Below are 18,768 nucleotides of genomic sequence, written 5' to 3'. Positions count from 1 at the left end.
GATCAGGCTTCGAGCACCTGACGCCGGTAGGCTTCGATGAATACCATTTCAATAGGCAAGGCAGGGTCGTGTTCGCGAATACGGTGCACCTCTTCAGAAAGTCTGGTCAGTTCCTCACTAGGCTTGGCATACTGTTCTTCAGGCAATGGTTTAGACCACTCCAACATCTCGGCAGGCAATAAATTAGGTCGCGTCTTCATTAGCCGCTTGTTGTCCCACTCCGTTAGATAGCCTGGCAGATTCCAGAGCTGAATGATGTCAATCGCGTACCAACAGCTCCAGTACAACCAACCGATTTCACCGTTGGCCCGGCGCTGATTGATATGGCGGCGTGCATTACGCAAAGTGTGCACGCCTTCCCAGAGTGGGTCATCTTTCCCCCTGACCACTTGCGGGTCTTGCACCTCGGCAAGTGAATTAATCTCGTACTCCATATAGGCACGCACTGCTTCCCAGTGGCTGATGGCCAGGGGTTTAGCCATGGTCATAAATTCCTGTTTGAGCCACTGGCCGGTTTCCGGATGCGCGTAGCCAAATCCCATGCCAAACTGTTGTTGAACGCCGTATTGGGTCACGCCACGAGCCTCTACCACCCAGGCCATCAGTGATTCCCAAGGAACGATCACCGTTTCTTGGGCGCCCTCTAATACAAAGCACACCTCGCGGCGCTGGCGATGGAAACGTACTGGCGTCGTTTTCTTTATGCTTTGAATACTGAAGTAATGTGTTGGTAATGCAATAAGTAAGCCAGCCCCTCCCCCCCCCAGCCCTGCCCATAAAAAAAATTTATAAGTCTCCCAAATGAACTCGAAGGGTGCATCCAGCATATTTAACAGAAGAATAGTTGGAGCAAGGACTCCAAGTAATAGAAAAAAACCAAATATCCCCCCCGTGATTAACTGCCAACCAAAGACAGACAAATATCCTCCTCCGATGTCAAACCAGGCATCGTTGAGCGTGCTAATGATGCCGTTTAGATCCAGCGCTTCATACGCCGTTGGCAGAGGCTTTGGGGCCAGGTAGGTAATACGCCCACCGGGGATAGCTTGGGTTTCCCCCGCCTGATGGGGCTGACTCGAATCGGGCTGAGGCAAGTCCGGTGCCTGCTGACTCATAATTGATACCCTGTTTGCATTAACATAAAAAACTTAAACCTCAATTAGCTGCCAGCGACCAGGATCGCCGCGCCGCGAAAAAGTGGAAGGCGTGTAGCGCTTGCCACTGCCGACCCCGCCACGGGGATCAATATAGATATATGCTTCGCTTGCTTGGTAGTCGCCTTCACCATCAAGTTGTTCAAGCTGGATACCGATAACCCAGTGCTCGGTGGTATAACCTCGCTCCGTGGGGCGGTGCGCGGGCGTGCTGCCCGAAAAAATGGCATGGTTATCTTTCTCGGCGTTTATTATTAGCGCCTGCGTCAACTCCGCTGAAGCATCTAACCAGCGTTCTGCGGCTTTGAGTGCGCCATCTCGTGGTCTTATTTTGACAGGTTGTACCTGCCATGCTTTAAGGGACAGGCGCACTGGGGCTTTGCCAACTAGAGGGGGCTGCAGCGCCCCAGGGGTTATCCCTGGCAAATGCAGCGCCAGAATATAGTGATCTGGGTCGCGTACAAAATTGGGTACCCAGCTATCTGAATAGACTTCTTCCAAGGTGATATGCGCCGCTTGGGTAATTCGCTGCAACTCTTGCAAGTAGTACTCCAAGCGCTCATTTCCGCCTTCTACGCCCCACGGTGAATTTAGCAACCACTGGTCATGTTGGGATATATTGTGGCGGTTATAGAACCAAGTGGCGCCAAGCTGTAAAACTGTAAAGGCCAGCCCGACGACATTAACGCGCCAGAAAACCGAGCCAAGGTAGGAGCCGGCCATCGACCATGTAGTGGCTTTGCTTAACATTACGCTAGCCCCCGTACGGAGAGTTGAAGAGAGCCCATAACCGTAAGTTCCCATCAACCCTGCATCGCCTACCATAGACACTGCCGCTGCAATTTGAGCGTTATCGTTACCGCTACGCACGGCACTCTGCCAGTTATTATGGTTGTTATTTAGGCTAAAGGCTGCTGCTGCAAAACCAGCTAGATAACCAACAAACCCAAACCCAAAATGCATCTTACCTAACTGAGCATATACCCCGTTTGATTGGCTTGTGCTCAGCGCTCTAGCCAGAGTTTGAGCGCGTGCCTCAAACGCCGTATTGCCGATACTTTGTGCTGCCATAAAGCCTGCTGCGACAGTGGCAGTAAAGGCTCCAGCGAAATCTATTCTCGCTTTGCTTATTTCCTTATCATCACCACTACGTGCGTCATTCCATGCTTTGGAGGCAGCCCATAAATTTACCGCTTGCCCAACGAAAACCAATAGCCCAACGCCATCTCCCAACAACGCTACGGGCGGGGCTCGATAAATGCCCTGCCGAAGGTTGCTGGTAACCCTGCCCACCGCCACCGCATTTGCTGCGTCATCAAACTCCAGTAACAACCCTGCGCTACCGGCCCCACCTTGCGATAACACCAGATCATTGGCACCCGCGTCGCCAACCGGGCTGAGTGCCGCGGCAAGTTTATGCTCGCTCGCCGCAAGGCGGCTTTGCAGATCTCTACGTTGAGCACTTAGCCTGCTGCGCTCACGACCTGACGCCTGCTGGCGCCTATTATTTAGGCTAGTCAGTTGCTGGCGCATACGAAGTGTTTCTTTGATAAGCGCCATTAGGTCATCCAGGCTGGCGGCCGACACCACAAACCTTGCCTGGTTGACCCTGGCAGCATCCACAATGCGTGCCCAGGTAGCCGGTGGATTGAGTTGGCGAAATAGATCTTCCAGAGGAGGTATTTCAACACTGCTTTGACCAGTTACTTGCGTCACCTGCTCCATGATCTTCGCAAAGCCAATACCCATCGCAGGTGAGAGGTTAGCTTGAACAGCATTGGCAAGCGCCTGCACCGAAGCAGGCAACTCGGCCACATCAGGCAACTTACCACGCTCGGCTTGTGTTAGCGTTTCTATCCAGCTTTGGATATTGGAAATAACACCATAACCAGCAGCAAAAAGGGCAGTGTAGTCTTTTATCAGCGTCGCCTGCTCCTGCAGGCTACGGGTATGGAATAGCGGCCGGTCATAGTGGGAGTTTTCGGTCAACCACTGATGGATCTGTTCGATGACGTCATCATCTCGACAGATATCGCGGATACAGGCATATTCAGTGGAAAAGGCAGCTTCAACCTGGGCTTCATCATCTGCATCGAAATACCACGCGGCGAGATGAAAATAGCTAGAGCACAGCATCTTGGAGCGATCCTGGCTGATTTTGGCGAGCAGCTCGTTCCAACGGGCTAACTTTGGTCGCTGCTCCGCTAGGAAGGCATCCATCTCTGAACGATTAACTAGGTCATTGATACCTCGTTGTCCAAAAGAGGCCCCTTCTAACATGTCGCGTACGCGCCGATTATTGCTACGCTTCAGGTCGATTATCGTATCTAAATGCTTGTCAATGTAATCAGGATCGCCATTACTCATACTTTGTTTGGCGTAGTAGCGGCGGATAGCGTCCTGCTGTTGCTGCACTATTTCATAGGCATTTGTTCGACTGGGCTTTTGCCCAATATGGTCAATAGATGCTTGTAGGTCTTCAGGTAAGTCAGGGCTATAGGGCTGAGGTAATTGTTCATCTTCATTTAGGTAATCAAGTATTGCGCTTCTTGTACGCTCTCGATCTTCGTCATCCAACGCTTCCAAATCTTGCCACAACGCATGCTCAGGAGAACCCTCCTCGCCAGGCGCTAGCTGCTGCATGTTCTCAGCAGTTAGCTGAGTAATCGACTCTATATAGCAGCCCAACACATAGTTGCGCTCTGTGCGGCCCTCATCCTCTTCAACCCATTCGTCCAGCCAATCCACCACGTTATCCTGAAACTGCGCCAAATCACGCATCACGCCAATATCATCACGCGCAATCAAGCAAAGGCACTCGTCACGATCCTCCACCTCATGCTGAGCTAGCAGCTTGCCTAAACGCGTTTTGTGGTAGTAGTGATCATTTTCCCAGAGATAGGGCTCCGCCTCATGCTCGTAACCTTCTTCCGGCACCTCTAGCTCGGCGTCTTCTGCAAACTCGGCTACCCACTCTTCTGCCTGGGCTGTCGTGATCAGGTGCTCGCCACCACCGGTGGCCGGGTTGGCACTGGCAAGATTGACCGCTTGCATAAAGGCATCGCGATCCTCTTCGCTTTCCTGCACCTGGGCGCGTTTTGCGCCCGTCCACTGGATCTCCGAAAAGCAGACATAAAGGGTGCGGTCGGTCTCATATTCGAGCTTGCCGCCATTGTGCCCCTTAAGGGTGTCCCCTTGATCGCGATACTCGTACTCGTGCAGTTCGTTGCTTTCGCCATCCAATACATAAAGAAAGCCATTGCGCAGCAGGCGTATCCCTAGCGGGCGAGCTGTCAGTGAGTAAGGCATGCTTTTTTCTGGTTCAAGCTCTTCTACAATGCCGTAACGAAGCGGCACCAGCCTCACTTTGCCGGTGAAGAGAGGGCAAGTAGCGGCTTCTTCGCTATCCCGCGAGGAGAGTTCGTGGGCGGCAAATTCGGCATTGTCACGGTCATCTGAGGGACGTTCAAACGCAGACATCGTTAGCTTCCTTATATCGCCGCAGCGGCGGTGTTTGGTGACCCAGTTTTTGGTGAAGTAGTGGCTAGCGCTTGCTTTAGGCGCTGCAGGGCTGAATCGCTGCTGGCGATTAACAATGGATAAACCGAATGCTGTTCTAGCGCTTCCCAGGAGGTGAGGTTCAAACGAGCCATTAAGGTGCACAGCAGCGCCCACTCTTTAGGCGAGTTAAAGCCGTAATGACGCGCGTCCTCAACTAATAACGCGAGTAACCGAAAACGCTGTAGGGCTGAGTCGGCACATGGCCATCCGTCATGATGCTGTTCTACAAATGTCATCAGGTGGCGAATGTCGCGGCGTCTATTGCAGGCCTGCAATCGTTGGTGCTGCTCTTCGCTCAATTGATAGCCACTAACATCAATCATTAGCGGTGCCGTGGCGGAGTGCCCGGGCTCTGGATGCTGCCACGCGCTCTTCACTGCATCCGGCAAATGTAATTGCTGTATGGGCCCCCATGGGGCCGTGGCCGTTGAGCTATTATTCGGCAGCATGGCGGCAATAACAGCGGGGTCAGCCACTCTTAGCATCATGGGTGTTCCCAAGGGGTGTAACACGACCAATAGTTGGCGGTAGTGTTTTGCCACGTCGGTTAGAGAGGCGTCACTTTCGATTAAATAGCCCCACTCAGGCAGCGTTCCTTGAGCCAGATAGCTTTTCAATACCAAATCCTGGGGCCCCGAAAGCTGGATTAGCCATGGTGAAATGTCATTCAATGATGACAAGGGCGTGCCTGCATAAAGTAATTCAGCGTTTAGGTTGCCGTCTGACCAGGTATATAAGCGCTGTGCGATTTTTTTGACCCTTACGCCATCTAATATAAGAAAAACGTTTCGGTTACGCGGCCATTGCCAACTTGTGGCGTTGAGCAAGTGGGTAGGCTGATTAACAGTGGCCATGGTTACTTCGCCTCCTTACGAGGGGAGCACAGTGGGCATAACGCACTTTCTTGCAACAGCGCGGCGTATTGCGTAGCTGGCTCAATATCACTACTTAATAACGGCGAGTGCCCTATCGCTTCTGCCCGGTCATGATCTTTACCTTCTAACACCGGTGGCAGTTTGGGCGGCTCGGCCGCTTGCCCGGTGCCGTTACCGGGGCTGCCACCGGCGTTGATCTTGACTTGGGGGCCGACGATGGTGATACCGCTGGCGTCGAGCTTGATAAAGCTGCCGCCTACCTTGAGGGTGATTTCGCTACCGGCTTCGAGTACCGCTTTTTGGCCTGACTTGATATGCAGTTCCTGACCACTTTCGCTTAACCAGGCCTGCCCGGCACGCATATGCATAGTGCCTTCAACATTTAAATGTTGGGCGCCTTCGGTGTGCTCAAAACGGTGGCGATGCACCGTGTGGTGCTCGTCGTTATCGATCTCGCTGATGCGGTCGTTATGCACCTTTAGGTGGCTGTCGCGTTTGATCTCTTCAGTGCGGTCGTTAAGCGTCAATAACTCCAGGTCTTTTTGAGCGTGGAGCCAGATCTGCTCCTGGTCGGTGGCGTCCTCAAAGCGCAGTTCGTTAAAGCCTTCCGACTTATGGCTTTGGGTGCGGATCACCGTGCGGGTTTTGTGTTCCGGTAGCGTATACGGCGGGGTGTTCACCGCGTGGTAGGTGCGCCCGGTGACCAGCGGCTGGTCTGGGTCACCCTCTAAGAACGACAAAATTACCTCATGGCCGATCCGGGGGATCGCCATGCTGCCGTAGCCACCGCCTGCCCAGCCCTGGGCCACCCGCACCCAGCAGCTGGCGGTCTCGTTGGGTTCGGCGTAGCGATCCCAGGGAAACTGCACCTTGACCCGGCCATGTTCGTCGCAGTAAATCTCTTCGCCCTCCGGCCCCACCACAAAGGCCACCTGGGGGCCATCCACGCGCGGTTTGGGATTGGGCTCAGGGCGGAAGGTCTGATCCTTGGGCATGATCACCACGTCGTTGTGGTAACGGGTCATTAGCTCGCCCGACTGGGCCGAAGGTGCACTGCTCCCATTGTTCCCCCGGGCCATACCGTCCTCTTCCAGCGCCTGGGGCTGCTCGCCGTGGTGAACCACCGAGACCACCTGCCACGCTTGGTTAAGGCTATCGATATCGTGGTCGGTGAGGGTAAAGCAGATGCCGGGAGCGAGTTCAGGCAAATCACTTTCCGCTTCGGCGGTGGTGGCGTCAGCGCGCAGGGACTCTAAGCGGTGGCGGGTAAACGGCTTGCCGGAGGCGTCCTTCTTGTAGCGGCCGGGGTAGTCAAAGTGTTCGTAATCCTCCCGCTGGTCGTGTTCGCCCAAGTTGGGAGCGAGGTGCTCATGGATCTGCGCATAGGGCGGGTTTTTAAAGGTGTAGTCCTTGAGCATCGCCGAGGCGGGGCGCACCCGGCTAACCTGACGCAATTTACGCAGGTGGCGTCGGGGCGGTGTGCCCCCGGCGCGACTGTGGTAGGTGCGTTCGCCCACGCTGGGCAGCACCACGGTGGCATCGGCAAATACCAACTGGTGTTTACCGCCCTCGGTGTTCTCAAACTCATGAAAATAGAAGCAGCCCTCTTCGGCGGCTAAACGCTCGATAAAGGCCAGATCGGTCTCGCGGTACTGAACCAGAAACTCCCGATCAAGGGGCGTGCGGGTGGTGGCAAAGCCGATATCGGTGAGGCTACGCTCATTAGCGAGGGTGGTGATGGCATCAAACGGCGAGGTGTCCTGAAAGATACGCGAATTATGGCGTAGCGATAACCGCCACAGCGCCGGACGAATCTCGACACGGTAGAAGCTGCGGCGGTGTCCCCTATCGCCGCGGTGAAGCTCTGCGATTATCCCATGCACGCGGCGTAGCGGCTCGCCATCCTGCCAAATGGTCAGGGTGGCGTTTTGATCCAAGCAGTCGCTGGGCGACAGGTCGTGGGTGCGGCTGGCAAACTCAACCGAGAGCGCAAACGGCTCCGACAGCGCCTCGCGATGGGTAAAACGCACCACGGCGGTGTCATCGGCCCCGGGTAGGGTCAGGGTAAACTGTAGGCCCGTTTTGTCCGCCATCGCTCCGCTCCTTGGATCATCAACTGCTAATGAGAGGCAGTCAGGATAGCGAGCCAGGGGCAGAGGGCAACCCCTTGAGGGCACGAAGCGTCAATGTCTTACACGCTTGTAAGAGATCTCTTACAAAATAGAGCCGAAGACTCATCAAACAGGCAGCCAGCATTCAATAAGCCACTGACGTTGTGACCAACAAAGTTGCTATGCTTATTGGCTATTTTGACTATGTACACTGGAAGAAACCTTCGTGAAGACAGAATCAAGCACTTTAGCGTTCTCCGCTTTTATGGCGCTGTTAATTGGTTGTGCAGGCATCGTGGCCACACTCGCCTCCAACTCCCAGGCGATCCTACTGGATGGGCTGTTTAATCTGATCTATTTCAGTGTTGCCCTGGTGACGATCAAGGTGAGCAAGTTAGCCAGCCGCCCCGATAGCGAATCCTACCCGTTCGGCTATAGCTACTTTGAGTCGCTGGTGAATTTGTGCAAAGGGCTGCTTATTTTAGGCGTGTCTATTTTTGCCTTGGTCGATGCCATTGCCGCCCTGCTCACCGGCGGCCGTGAGATCGCGGCAGGCTTGGCGGTGCTGTACGCGCTATTCGCCACCGCGGCTTGTTCACTTACGGCTTGGGTGATGCACCGCAGCCAGCGCCACGTAAGCAGCCCACTGGTGGCGGCAGACAAACTCAACTGGCTAGTCAACAGCGTTATCTCTGCCGCTGTACTCGTCGCCTTCTGCCTGGTGATGCTGTTTGAGCGCCTAGGCTGGCAGACTATTCTGCCTTACGTGGATTCGGTGTTGGTCATTGCGGTGGTGTTGCTGTGTTTAGGCGTGCCGGTGCGGATGGCCTCCCAAGCCTTGAATGAGCTACTCAACAAAACTCCGGAAGAGGCTATCGCGGTGCCCATTCGCCAAGCCGTGGCGAATGCCCTGGCAGATACCGACACTCAAGAGGTGCGGGTGCGCATGGTTCGCCCTGGGCGCCTGCTGTATGTGATGGTGCATGTGGTACTGCCCGACGCATCCGATGTTTCGGTCTCCACTCAGGATTTACTCAGGGCACGCGTCGATGACGAAGTGCGCCGCTACTACTCTCCCGTGGTGTGTGACGTGGTGTTTACTGCCGACACCCGCTGGGCAGCGCCCTCTTGTGGTCTATTGGTAGAGAAGCAACCCTAGGCTCTGTCTGAAAACTGGCTGCGCTCGACCATACGGCGTTAAAAATCGGCTCAAAGTACTCATTTACAACACGTAAACTCCGTCTTTTCGCCGATTTTTGCCTTGTCTGGCCTTCGCTCGCCGACTTTTCAGACAAAGCCTAGACCCGCTATCCAGATTACCGAGCCTTGCGCAATAGAACTAGCGTGGCGATCACGCCCACCAGTAGCGCAAGGCCAAATAGCGTTAACGCCAAGGTATGCCCTACAGCATCAATGAGTACCCCAGTAGTGATCACCGGGATACTGAAGCCCAGATAGGCCATCAGAAAATAGCCCGCGCTGGCTTGGGTGGCTTGTTGGCTAGCCGAGCCGTCCGCAATCGCCAACACGCCGCTTAATCCCCCCAGGTAGATAAACCCATAGCAGGCGCTGCTTGCAGCTACCGTGCCCAGCAGCACCGCCACAAGATTTCCGTGAACAGCGCCCCAAGCGATCAACCCATAGGCAATTGGCAAAATCACCAGACCCAGTTGGGTAGCGCTGCGCGGCGCAAGTCTTCTCGCCCAGGGCTGAAACAGCACCCCGCAGCTGCAGATACCGAAGGTGGCGAAGCCACTCCAGGCGGATAAACCGTGTTGGCTTAATGCCGAAGGCAGAATCGCAATCACTAGCCCCACCAACGCCCAGGCCAACAAAATCGCCAACCCATAGGAGATAGCCCCTTGGGGATAGCTGGGCAAACGCAGCATAGGACTTTTAGTGGTGCTCGGTGCACGATCCTTAAGCGTGGTGACCACCACCAGCGCCAACGAAGCGGTAGCCAAATAAATCCACAGGCTGGGTGGCGATACGCTTGGGGTGTGGAAAACAAACAGGCTAGTCACCGCGGCCCCTAGCCCAAACCCGAGAGCGGTACTGGCCGTTACATAGTTAGTCGCCACACGGTTGTCCTCACCACCCAACAGCATCTGCATATAAGCGGGAGCTACCGCAGACGTTAGCCCCGTACTGATACCCAGCAGAAAGCGTGCAACACCCAGCGCCAGCAAACCGGGCGCTATCAGGGTGATCCCGGTCGCCAAGAGACATAACAACAGCGCAGTCATAATTAGTGGCTTGCGCCCTACCCGATCGGCCAAGCCATTTAACCCCAGCAGCACCGGTATAATACCCACCACATAGCAGGCAAAGGCGATGCTGGTGGCGCCAACGCCCAAACCATCCCGCGCCGCCAGCGCATCGTAAAGTGGAGCCTGTAAATTAACCGCCGTGGTAATCATACATAGCGCAAACGCCAGGCAGGCTGCGCTCCTTCTATTGATCGCGCGATTGACAGTGCGGCTCATAGCTAAGTCCTAAATAAGTACGTCATTGAACCGCTACCCTCCCACGCTTACCTCGCGGCGGTAAGGTACACTTAACCTCCACTTTCCAGACACTGTTCCGCCCTTTTAGCGAACAGTTGAAAGCCATAGGGAACGTTATGAAACTAGAGGTTAATCGGCACGCCACGACGCCCATCGCCCAGCAGCTCGATGTGGGTATTCGCGCTTGGATTGCAGCGCACGGTGCAGGTGGTGGCCGTCGTTTACCCTCTATTCGTCGCTTAGCCGCCACCCACCACATCAGCCGTAATGCGGTGATTGAAGCCTACGAACGGCTTGTCGCTTCTGGCTTAGTGCGCTCACGACCCGGTTCAGGTTTTTATGTGGCGGATAGCGCGGCAGCACTGGTATCACAACCCGCAGCTACGAGCGGATTGGAAGAGGTCACCAACGGGCTATGGGGGCTTTTCAGTGCAAACGAGCACGCGCTCAAGCTGGGCTGCGGCTGGCTGCCCAGTGATTGGCGCGAAGGCGATGACCTCACTCACGCCATTCGCCAAGTGGCACGTAAAAGCCGTTCGGGGATTTTCGAGTACAGTACCCCTCAAGGGCCGCAGGATTTACGCGGCTTAATCCAGGAACGCCTGCGCCCACTGGCGATTACTGCGGAAGCCCAGCAGATCGTGATGACCGGTGGCGGTAGCCATTCGCTGGATCTACTAGTGCGGATGCTTCTTGAGCCTGGCGATGTGGTCTTCGTGGAATCACCAGGCTATTACAATCTGTTCGGCCTGCTGCACTTACAGCGAATCCGCGTGATTGGCGTGCCGCGATTAGCCGATGGGCCTGATATCGAGCGCTTGGAGGTGTTGTTGGCCGAGCACCGCCCAAAGCTGTTCTACATCAATAGCGTTTTTCACAACCCCACGGGCAGTACGCTCACCCCGGCGGTGGCGCACCGAGTGTTACAGCTCGCCGAGCAACACGATTTTCAGATTATTGAAGACGATATCTACGCGGATTTTCAGCACACCCCCACCACCCGCTTGGCAGCGCTAGACGGTTTGAGCCGGGTGTTCTACCTGGGCAGCTTTTCGAAAAGCCTCTCCTCTTCACTGCGAGTAGGCTTTGTCGCCGCCCCCGTGGCTTGGGTGCAGCGCCTTGTGGATATCAAGATGTTGACCAGCATCTCCGCTTCGCGGTTTGCCGAGCAAGTGGTCACGACCCTGCTGCAAAACGGCAGCTACCGGAAGCTTACCGAACGGCTGCGCATCAAGCTCGCCAATCAAATGGCAATGGCACTAACGATGCTGAAAAATGCCGGCTGGGAGGTGTATACCCAACCGGCTGGTGGGATGTTTGTGTGGGCAAAACCACCGGTAGCCATCGCCCCTGAAACCCTGAGTGAACTGGCTAACCGGTGGAAAATCACGCTATCGCCGGGGCATCTGTTTTTCGCCGACCACCAGCCAACGCCCTGGCTCCGGCTTAATGTAGCCTATATACAAGATCCCAGAGCCAAAGGGTTTATTGAGGCGGCAAGTTAGGATTAAAGCGGCTCTTCTGATATCGCTGAAGGGGGCTGGTAACCCCCCGTTAATTACAGCTCGCGTTTGCCGTCAACTAACCGCGACACCTTCAGCGGGTTGCCCTCTTTCAGCGCATCGGGCAGTAAGCCTTCTGGCAGGGACTGGTAACAAACCGGACGTAAGAAGCGGTGAATGGCCGCCGAACCGACGGAGGTCGAGCGCGAATCAGAGGTGGCCGGGAACGGGCCACCGTGCACCATGGCATGGCACACCTCGACACCCGTGGGCCAACCATTGGCGAGAATACGCCCTGCCTTGCGCTCAAGCGTAGGCAGCAGCGCTTTAGCGGCATCCAAATCGGCGTCGTCCATATGCAGTGTGGCGGTGAGCTGGCCTTCCAGCTGTTCAGCAACACGTTTTACTTCCGACGCGTCTTCGCACTCAACAATCAACGAGCTGGCACCGAACACTTCCGCTTGCAGCGCTTCAGATGCGAGGAAATCGCTCGCTGAAGCGGCAAACAGGCCTGTCTGGCACTGATAGTCGCTGCCCGTCTGGCCGCGGGCGATTTCGCGCACTTTAGCTGCGCCGCTCAGGCTGGTCACGCCCTCTTGATAGGCGCGGTGGATACCCGGTGTCAGCATTGTCTGCGCGCCGCTGGCTTCCACGGCGCCTCGCGCTGCCTCAATGAAGGCATCCAACTCAGGACCTTTTTCCGCAATGACCAAGCCAGGATTGGTGCAGAACTGGCCCGCGCCCATATTGAGTGAGCCAACAAAGGCTTCGCCCAGCGCTTTACCGCGCGCTTTAAGTGCCGCCGGTAGCAAGAACACAGGGTTAATACTGCTCATCTCAGCGTAGACCGGGATCGGCTGAGGCCTTGCTTGCGCCGTTTTCATCAGCGCCATACCGCCACTGCGCGAGCCGGTGAAACCAACCGCTTGAATACGCGGATCATCCACCAGCGCCTGGCCAATTTCGTTACCGGCACCAAACAGCAGCGAGAAAACGCCTTCCGGTAAATTGCAGGCTTTTACGGCTTTTTGAATCGCCTGGCCCACTAGCTCAGAGGTGCCTGGGTGCGCAGAATGACCTTTCACCACCACCGGGCAGCCAGCCGCTAGGGCCGAAGCGGTATCACCACCCGCAACCGAAAATGCTAGCGGAAAATTGCTGGCGCCAAATACAGCGACAGGCCCCAGGGCGATATGGCGCTGACGCAGGTCAGCACGCGGCAGCGGTTGGCGATCCGGCATGGCCGGGTCGATGCGTACATCAAGCCATTCACCGGCACGCACTACTGAAGCGAACAGTCGCAGTTGCCCGCAGGTTCTACCCCGCTCACCCTCGATTCGTGCCTGGGGCAGGCCCGTTTCAGCCATGGCACGCTCAATCAGCTCACTACCGATCGCTTCTATTTCACTGGCGATGGTTTCTAAAAACGTAGCGCGCTCTTCGAGAGACGTTTCGCGGTAGATGGCATAGGCCGTTTCAGCCAGCTCGCAGGCTTGTTCAACATGGGCTCGACTGCCGCCAGTATAGACAGGCTCTAGTTTTTCACCGGTGGCTGGGTTAACAGCTTGAATATTGGCTTGGGTGCCGGTCACTGATTGTTGACCTATCAGCATTTCGCCTCGAATCGTCATATGTTGCTCCTTATATGGGTCAGTGGTATCACTGGTCGCGATACTGGGCGTATGTATTGCGCGCCCGATTAAGGTGCTGGTACATGGTTTCGCGAGCTGCTTGAGCATCACGAGAAAGAATAGCTTCGAGAATGTAGGCGTGTTCTTCCTGAACTCGCTCTAAATAGCGCTCTGAGGAGGTCGGGTTAATATCAATACTCAGCAGCTTGGCGCGGGGAATCACGCTCTGGCTCCACTGCTTGTAGAAAGATTGAAAGAAAGGATTTTTGGTCGCCGTGGCAATAGCAAAGTGAAACAAATAATCCTCTTCTCGAGCTTGGGTTTTTGCAGCATACGCATTGCTAAAAGCAAGGTGCTGCGCTTCGAGCCGTTGACGATCTTCATCATCATGGCGTAAGGCAGCCAGTTCAGCTGCCGCTGGCTCTAAGGTTAGCCGCAGTTCCAGCAGGTGCAAGATATCTTCCACGGTGGTCGGGTTTATGCGCTCTGCAGGCCGCGCCTCTACCGTAGAAGAGCGCAGCACCGAAGTGCCTACACCACGTCGGGTCTCAACAAGCCCCAGGGATTTAAGGTGTGTGATGGCCTCACGTATGACTGTGCGGCTAACGCCAAAGGAGTCACAAAGACTGTTCTCAGTGGGCAGTTTTTCTCCCACACCTACTTTCCCCTGGGTGATCAACGCTTCCAACTGGTCGGCCACGTGCACGGACAAGCTTCCCTGCTGTGTCACTTTACTTATTTGAAGCGGTTTTAGGGCAGATGCCGCTGCGCTGGTTTTGACCATGGAAGCTATCCTTCATTAATATCCAAGTTGTATTATATCGTACAACCTAGGTCTTGGAAGTGCCAATAAACGGCTTCTGAATGACCCCAGACAGCCTGTTTTCTATTTTTAATGCCATCACGAGTAATAACAAATATTTTTTCATACCAGATATAACACATCATACAAGAAAAAAGGTAGGCCTGGTTATTGTGCAAAGCAAGCATAACTAACGAAATCTAAACCAAAGTTAAAGTAGCACTTTGATAAAATCAGCTCATCAACATTACGGTCTCACATACCTTACCCCCCCTTGCTTATGGCGCAATCGGTGCATGCTTTTTGTTGCAGCCTTGTATGATGTAATACAATATGTGGTTCATAGAGGAATCCAAAGGCGATAAGACTTAACGCAACCCTCATACCGGCGAGATCACACAAGGTTCTTTACTTGCATAGCGCCACCTTGGGTGGATAACCCGCAGCCCTTAATAGAGTAATCATCAAGGAGTATCACCATGCTTTATGATCACCGCACTTATACCTGCATGCCTGGCACATTGAAAAAACAGATGGCGCTTTATGAAGAGCATGGCTGGGCTATCCAAAAGCGTCACCTTGGCGAGCCTCTGCTGTACGGGCCGGTCGAAACCGGCAATGTGAATTCATATGTGCATATCTGGGTATTCAAGGACGTCGCTGACCGTAGCCAGCGACGCGCCGCCATGCAGAGTGACCCTGAGTGGGCTGCCTATCTCAAGAAAAGCGGAGAGGCAGGTTATCTAATCAGCCAAGAGAACAAGATTGTGGTGCCCGCCCCCTTCTTTAAAGACTGACCTCGTTATTGATGAATATCTTCATGAACTGGCTTTCACTGAACGCAGTGCCGTGACGGTAGTGCGTGTCGAAATCCGCTCTGGGTCGGTGACGAGTTCAATCACGGCAGGGCGACCCGACGCCATAGCCCGCTCCAGAGCGGGCTTGAAACTGACTGTGTCACTGACGCGCTCAAAATGCGCACCAAGCCCTGCTGCCAGCTGGCCGAAATCCGGATTCATTAGATCGGTTCCCGAGACGCGGTTGGGATGTGCACGCTCCTGGTGCATGCGAATCGTACCGTAAGTACCGTTATTGAACAGCAGTACGATGGGCCGTCCGCCATGCTGTACGGCGGTGGCAATCTCAATACCGCTCATCATAAAACCACCATCGCCGACAAACGCCAGCACACACTTTTCGGGTTCACGTAAAGAGGCCGCCACGGCGGCAGGAACCGAATACCCCATCGCACCGCAGGTTGAGCCAATAATCCGCCCAGGACGCTGGTAAGCCAGAAAGCGCTGCGCCCATCCGGTGTGGTTTCCGGCGTCTAGCGTGACGATACACTCCTTCGGCAGGCTGTCGCGCAACGCATGCATTGCCGCGCCCATATCGAGTGGGTAATCGTGCGGTGGGGGCAGCGTATCGGCTAGGTACTCATCGCGAAGCGTTTTGCACCACTCACTCCAGCGGCTGCGCTGCCCCCAGTCGTGAGTTGCTAACGCTGCGGCCAGCTTATCAGGGGCCGAAACTACGCCCAGCGCTGGACTAAACACGCGGCCTATCTCATCCGGGTCGATATGCACGTGTATCAGTGTCTGGCTAGGGTTAGGAGAAGCTAGCGTAGTATAGGTTCTGGTAGTCATCTCGCCGAGCCGGGCACCGACGACCAACACTAGGTCAGCCTCGGCAAGACGTTTAATCAGTGAAGGCACAACAGCGGTGCCGAAATCGCCCACATAGCAGTCTGAGGCGTTGTCCAAAATGTCCTGACGTCGAAACGAGCAGGCCACTGGAATACCGTTAGTTTCAGCGAAGGTGCGTATCTGCCCACAGGACTCATCCGTCCAGCCCGACCCGCCTACCAGCATTAACGGACGTTCGGCACGAGAGACCAGGGCAGCGATTTTCTCGATTTCCTCCACGGCAACGCCCGGCCTTGACGGCGTGTAGGGAACAGCGTCTTCGACTTCGACGATATCGGTTAGCATATCCTCAGGTAGCGCCAGCACCACCGGGCCTGGGCGGCCTGACGTCGCTACCCGGAAGGCGCGCGCCATGTATTCGGGAATTCGGTGAGCATCCTCTATCTGTGCCACCCACTTGGCCACACCGCCGAACATCACCCGATAGTCAATTTCCTGGAATGCTTCCCGATCCATCGAGCCACGGTCGACCTGACCTATTAGCAGGATCATTGGCGTCGAATCCTGCTGGGCAATATGAACGCCAATAGCGGCATGGCAAGCGCCAGGCCCGCGTGTCACCAAGCATATACCGGGGCGTCCCGTCAGCTTGCCATACGCTTCGGCCATGTTCGCTGCCCCGGCCTCATGCCGCGCATTGTAGAGGGTGAAGTGCTCACGCTGATCATAGAGCGCATCGAGTACTTCCAGGTAGCTCTCTCCGGGCACACAGTAGCCACTATCAGCCCCATGGATCAGGAGTTGGTCAACCAGTACTTTTCCCCCGGTACGCGGTAGTGGGCGAGTTTTTATTGTCATGTTGGCATCCTAATGGCAGAGAAGAGCGCCCCCAGCCGTTCGTGATGATCAATACAGGAGGCGCATAGCGAGTAACAGAAACCAATCTTGTTGTGTACAAATGTTTATTAAGATCACGGAATGGCATCAAGCTTCGACTTCTTGCGCAGAATCAGATAGGCGAAAACGACGGTTAATGCCAGGAAAGCAAGGCTGTCTAAACTCGTCAGAAAGACTATCGGGTTACCGTCATTGAACGATAAGGAGCGTCGCAAATACTGCTCCAGATCCGGCCCCAAGATGAAGCCTAGCAACATGGCCACAACCGAATAGTTATGTTTGCGCAGGAAGAAAGCCAACACACCAAACACTAGGGCTAAAAACATCTGAAAAACTGAGTAGGTCGCCACATAACTTCCGACGAGCGCTACCACGGCGATGGCGCTGTAGAGCAAACCACGGGAGATTGAGACGATGCGAATAAAGTACGGCCCGAACAGGAACAGCGTCAGCGGGATGAGGATCAAGGCGCTCACAAACAAAGAGGCAAACATGGGCGCTATTAGATCAGCCTGCTGCTCAATGAGACGTGGCCCTGGCTGTAAGCCATTGATAACCAAAACGCCTAGTACAATAGCCGTGGTAGGGTCGCCCGGAATCCCGAACATCAGCATCGGCACAAAAGCACCGCCGCACATGGAGTTATTCGCCGATTCAGCCGCGGCAATACCTTCTCGACTGCCGTTGCCATACTCCTCAGGCTTCTTCGAACCGCGTTTGGCATCAGCATAAGCCACAAAAGCGGCCATCGAGCCACCCGCGCCGGGAAGGATGCCAATCGCATAGCCAATGAAGGCGCTCTTAATATAGGTAAAGAAGCCCACTTCGCGGATTTCAGACCAGGGGGGGATAAAATCGCGCCGACGTATTTTTAAGCCCTTCGCCCTATTCAGGGAGCCTTCCAGAGAGAGGTTCCAGTTCTGCGCCTGTACCAGCAGCTCACTGACCGCAAACGCACCGATGACCACCGGCATTAAGCCGATACCTTCGACCAGCAGTTCGGTGCCGAACTCAAAGCGAGGAATCGGCTGAAGTACATCGATGCCTACGGTGGCCAGCATGATACCCAGCGTGGTGGCGACAATTCCCTTGGCGATAGCGCCCTTATCGACAATGATGATCACCACCAACGCAAAAAGCACCAGTGAGAACTTCCCTGGGGTGCGGATCAGCAGCGCCAGCTCACCGGCAATGGGCATGAACGCCATGAGCAGTAACGCGCCGATTGACCCACCGATCATCGAGCCCAGCGCCGCGTGCCCCAGCGCATTGGCGCCCTGCCCTTTTAACATCAAGGCGTTGCCTTCCACAGCGGTCATCATCGAGGACGGCGCACCGGGAATATTGATGGTCGTGGCCGTGATACTGCCGGAGTACATCCCCGCCATAAAGATCGAGGCACACATGACCAGCGCGGGTACTACGTCGATCGTATAGGTAATAGGTAACAACAGCGCAATGGCTAGCACTGATGTGAGGCCTGGCATCGCACCGAAAAAGGTACCAATCAAGAAACCGGCAATCATGAAGCCAAGCACTTCCCAACTCAGCAATGCTTCGAAACCGCCCAGAAAACTGACAAAGGTCTCCATCAGAACCCTCCTAACAGGGGAGGTAACCGCACCCCGAAAATACCGGCGAACAACCCATAAAAGAGCGCTGTGACGGCGATCACATAAAATACAAACAAGGCAGGGCGCTGTTTTTCAAAGTCAAAAATAAGGAAGAGTGCTACCAGGAAACCCAGCGTAGCTGGCACGTATCCCAAGGGACGAAACACGCCGATGTAAATGCCTGTCGCTACCACAATCAGCAATGGCCTTAGCAAAGAGCCACCAGCAGCCGCCTCTGCTTCTTTGCGCCACTCCCCTACAATGACCACAACCAGCGCTGCATACATGATGAATGCCATAAGGATAGGCATAAAGCGTGGCCCCACGATGGTGTCACCACCAAACTGAGAGCGTATGCTCAAGGCTTCCGCCAGGTAGATCGTAGTCAATATCAGCAAGAAGACTGGAAACAGTAGTGCCGACCTTCTAAAGCGTTCGACGTTGTTCATTGACTCAAAATCCTCTGCTT

13 protein-coding genes are annotated in these 18,768 nt (G+C 55.0%); 3 read left to right on the top strand and 10 right to left on the bottom strand.

The features are described from left to right. Window positions 1-2 precede the first annotated feature (2 nt). The 4 genes from E0L35_RS26570 to tssI are packed head-to-tail and all read right to left on the bottom strand — an operon-like array spanning window position 3 to window position 7,683. The gene (locus tag E0L35_RS26570; RefSeq protein WP_249362089.1) at window positions 3-1,115 is read right to left on the bottom strand and encodes a hypothetical protein; all 1,113 of its coding nucleotides are present in this window, start codon (window positions 1,113-1,115) and stop codon (window positions 3-5) included. 33 nt (window positions 1,116-1,148) lie between these two features. Further along, window positions 1,149-4,634, bottom strand: a complete 3,486-nt coding sequence (locus E0L35_RS04755; protein WP_138799786.1) for a toxin VasX — start codon at window positions 4,632-4,634, stop codon at window positions 1,149-1,151. 11 nt (window positions 4,635-4,645) lie between these two features. Next, on the bottom strand, window positions 4,646-5,569 hold the full coding sequence (locus tag E0L35_RS04750; RefSeq protein ID WP_138799785.1) for a DUF4123 domain-containing protein: 924 nt from the start codon (window positions 5,567-5,569) through the stop codon (window positions 4,646-4,648). Window positions 5,570-5,571: 2 nt separating this feature from the next. Then, window positions 5,572-7,683: a type VI secretion system tip protein TssI/VgrG gene (tssI, locus tag E0L35_RS04745; protein WP_138799784.1), complete on the bottom strand. Its 2,112-nt coding sequence runs from the start codon at window positions 7,681-7,683 to the stop codon at window positions 5,572-5,574. A 244-nt stretch (window positions 7,684-7,927) separates the two neighbouring features. Here tssI and E0L35_RS04740 point away from each other — a divergent pair, with 244 nt between their 5' ends. Then, window positions 7,928-8,860: a cation diffusion facilitator family transporter gene (locus E0L35_RS04740; RefSeq protein WP_022521768.1), complete on the top strand. Its 933-nt coding sequence runs from the start codon at window positions 7,928-7,930 to the stop codon at window positions 8,858-8,860. 157 nt (window positions 8,861-9,017) lie between these two features. Here E0L35_RS04740 and E0L35_RS04730 read toward each other — a convergent pair whose 3' ends face one another. After that, a complete protein-coding gene (locus E0L35_RS04730) occupies window positions 9,018-10,187 on the bottom strand; it encodes an MFS transporter (RefSeq protein WP_022521769.1) in 1,170 nt (389 codons plus the stop codon). A gap of 137 nt (window positions 10,188-10,324) precedes the next feature. On the opposite strand from E0L35_RS04730, the gene E0L35_RS04725 reads away from it, so the two are divergent. Continuing rightward, entirely contained in the window at window positions 10,325-11,713 is a 1,389-nt protein-coding gene (locus E0L35_RS04725) for a PLP-dependent aminotransferase family protein (RefSeq protein ID WP_138799782.1), read from the top strand. 53 nt (window positions 11,714-11,766) lie between these two features. Here the strand turns inward: E0L35_RS04725 and E0L35_RS04720 are convergent, their stop codons facing one another. Together E0L35_RS04720 and E0L35_RS04715 are read right to left on the bottom strand one after the other, a co-directional pair. Further along, window positions 11,767-13,341 carry an aldehyde dehydrogenase (NADP(+)) gene (locus E0L35_RS04720; RefSeq protein ID WP_022521771.1) on the bottom strand — a complete coding sequence of 525 codons (1,575 nt, stop codon included), beginning with the start codon at window positions 13,339-13,341 and terminating at the stop codon, window positions 11,767-11,769. 28 nt (window positions 13,342-13,369) lie between these two features. Then, window positions 13,370-14,125: a FadR/GntR family transcriptional regulator gene (locus E0L35_RS04715; protein WP_171051118.1), complete on the bottom strand. Its 756-nt coding sequence runs from the start codon at window positions 14,123-14,125 to the stop codon at window positions 13,370-13,372. 497 nt (window positions 14,126-14,622) lie between these two features. Between E0L35_RS04715 and E0L35_RS04710 the strand changes: the two genes are divergently transcribed. Further along, window positions 14,623-14,940: an NIPSNAP family protein gene (locus tag E0L35_RS04710; RefSeq protein WP_138799781.1), complete on the top strand. Its 318-nt coding sequence runs from the start codon at window positions 14,623-14,625 to the stop codon at window positions 14,938-14,940. A gap of 21 nt (window positions 14,941-14,961) precedes the next feature. Here the strand turns inward: E0L35_RS04710 and E0L35_RS04705 are convergent, their stop codons facing one another. From E0L35_RS04705 to E0L35_RS04695, 3 genes are all read right to left on the bottom strand, one after another. Further along, window positions 14,962-16,647, bottom strand: coding sequence for a thiamine pyrophosphate-binding protein (locus E0L35_RS04705; protein WP_138799780.1), 1,686 nt, complete (start codon window positions 16,645-16,647; stop codon window positions 14,962-14,964). Between the two features lie 113 nt (window positions 16,648-16,760). After that, a complete protein-coding gene (locus tag E0L35_RS04700; RefSeq protein ID WP_138799779.1) occupies window positions 16,761-18,278 on the bottom strand; it encodes a tripartite tricarboxylate transporter permease in 1,518 nt (505 codons plus the stop codon). Continuing rightward, on the bottom strand, window positions 18,278-18,748 hold the full coding sequence (locus E0L35_RS04695) for a tripartite tricarboxylate transporter TctB family protein (RefSeq protein ID WP_138799778.1): 471 nt from the start codon (window positions 18,746-18,748) through the stop codon (window positions 18,278-18,280). Before E0L35_RS04695 ends, E0L35_RS04700 begins: the two co-directional genes overlap by 1 nt. Between the last annotated feature and the right edge of the window lie 20 nt (window positions 18,749-18,768).

The sequence above is a fragment of the Halomonas sp. ATBC28 genome (assembly GCF_005937175.1).
Lineage (GTDB): Bacteria > Pseudomonadota > Gammaproteobacteria > Pseudomonadales > Halomonadaceae > Vreelandella > Vreelandella titanicae.
Note: the sequence above shows the minus strand (reverse complement) of the source record. Positions and strands in the feature narration are given on the sequence as shown.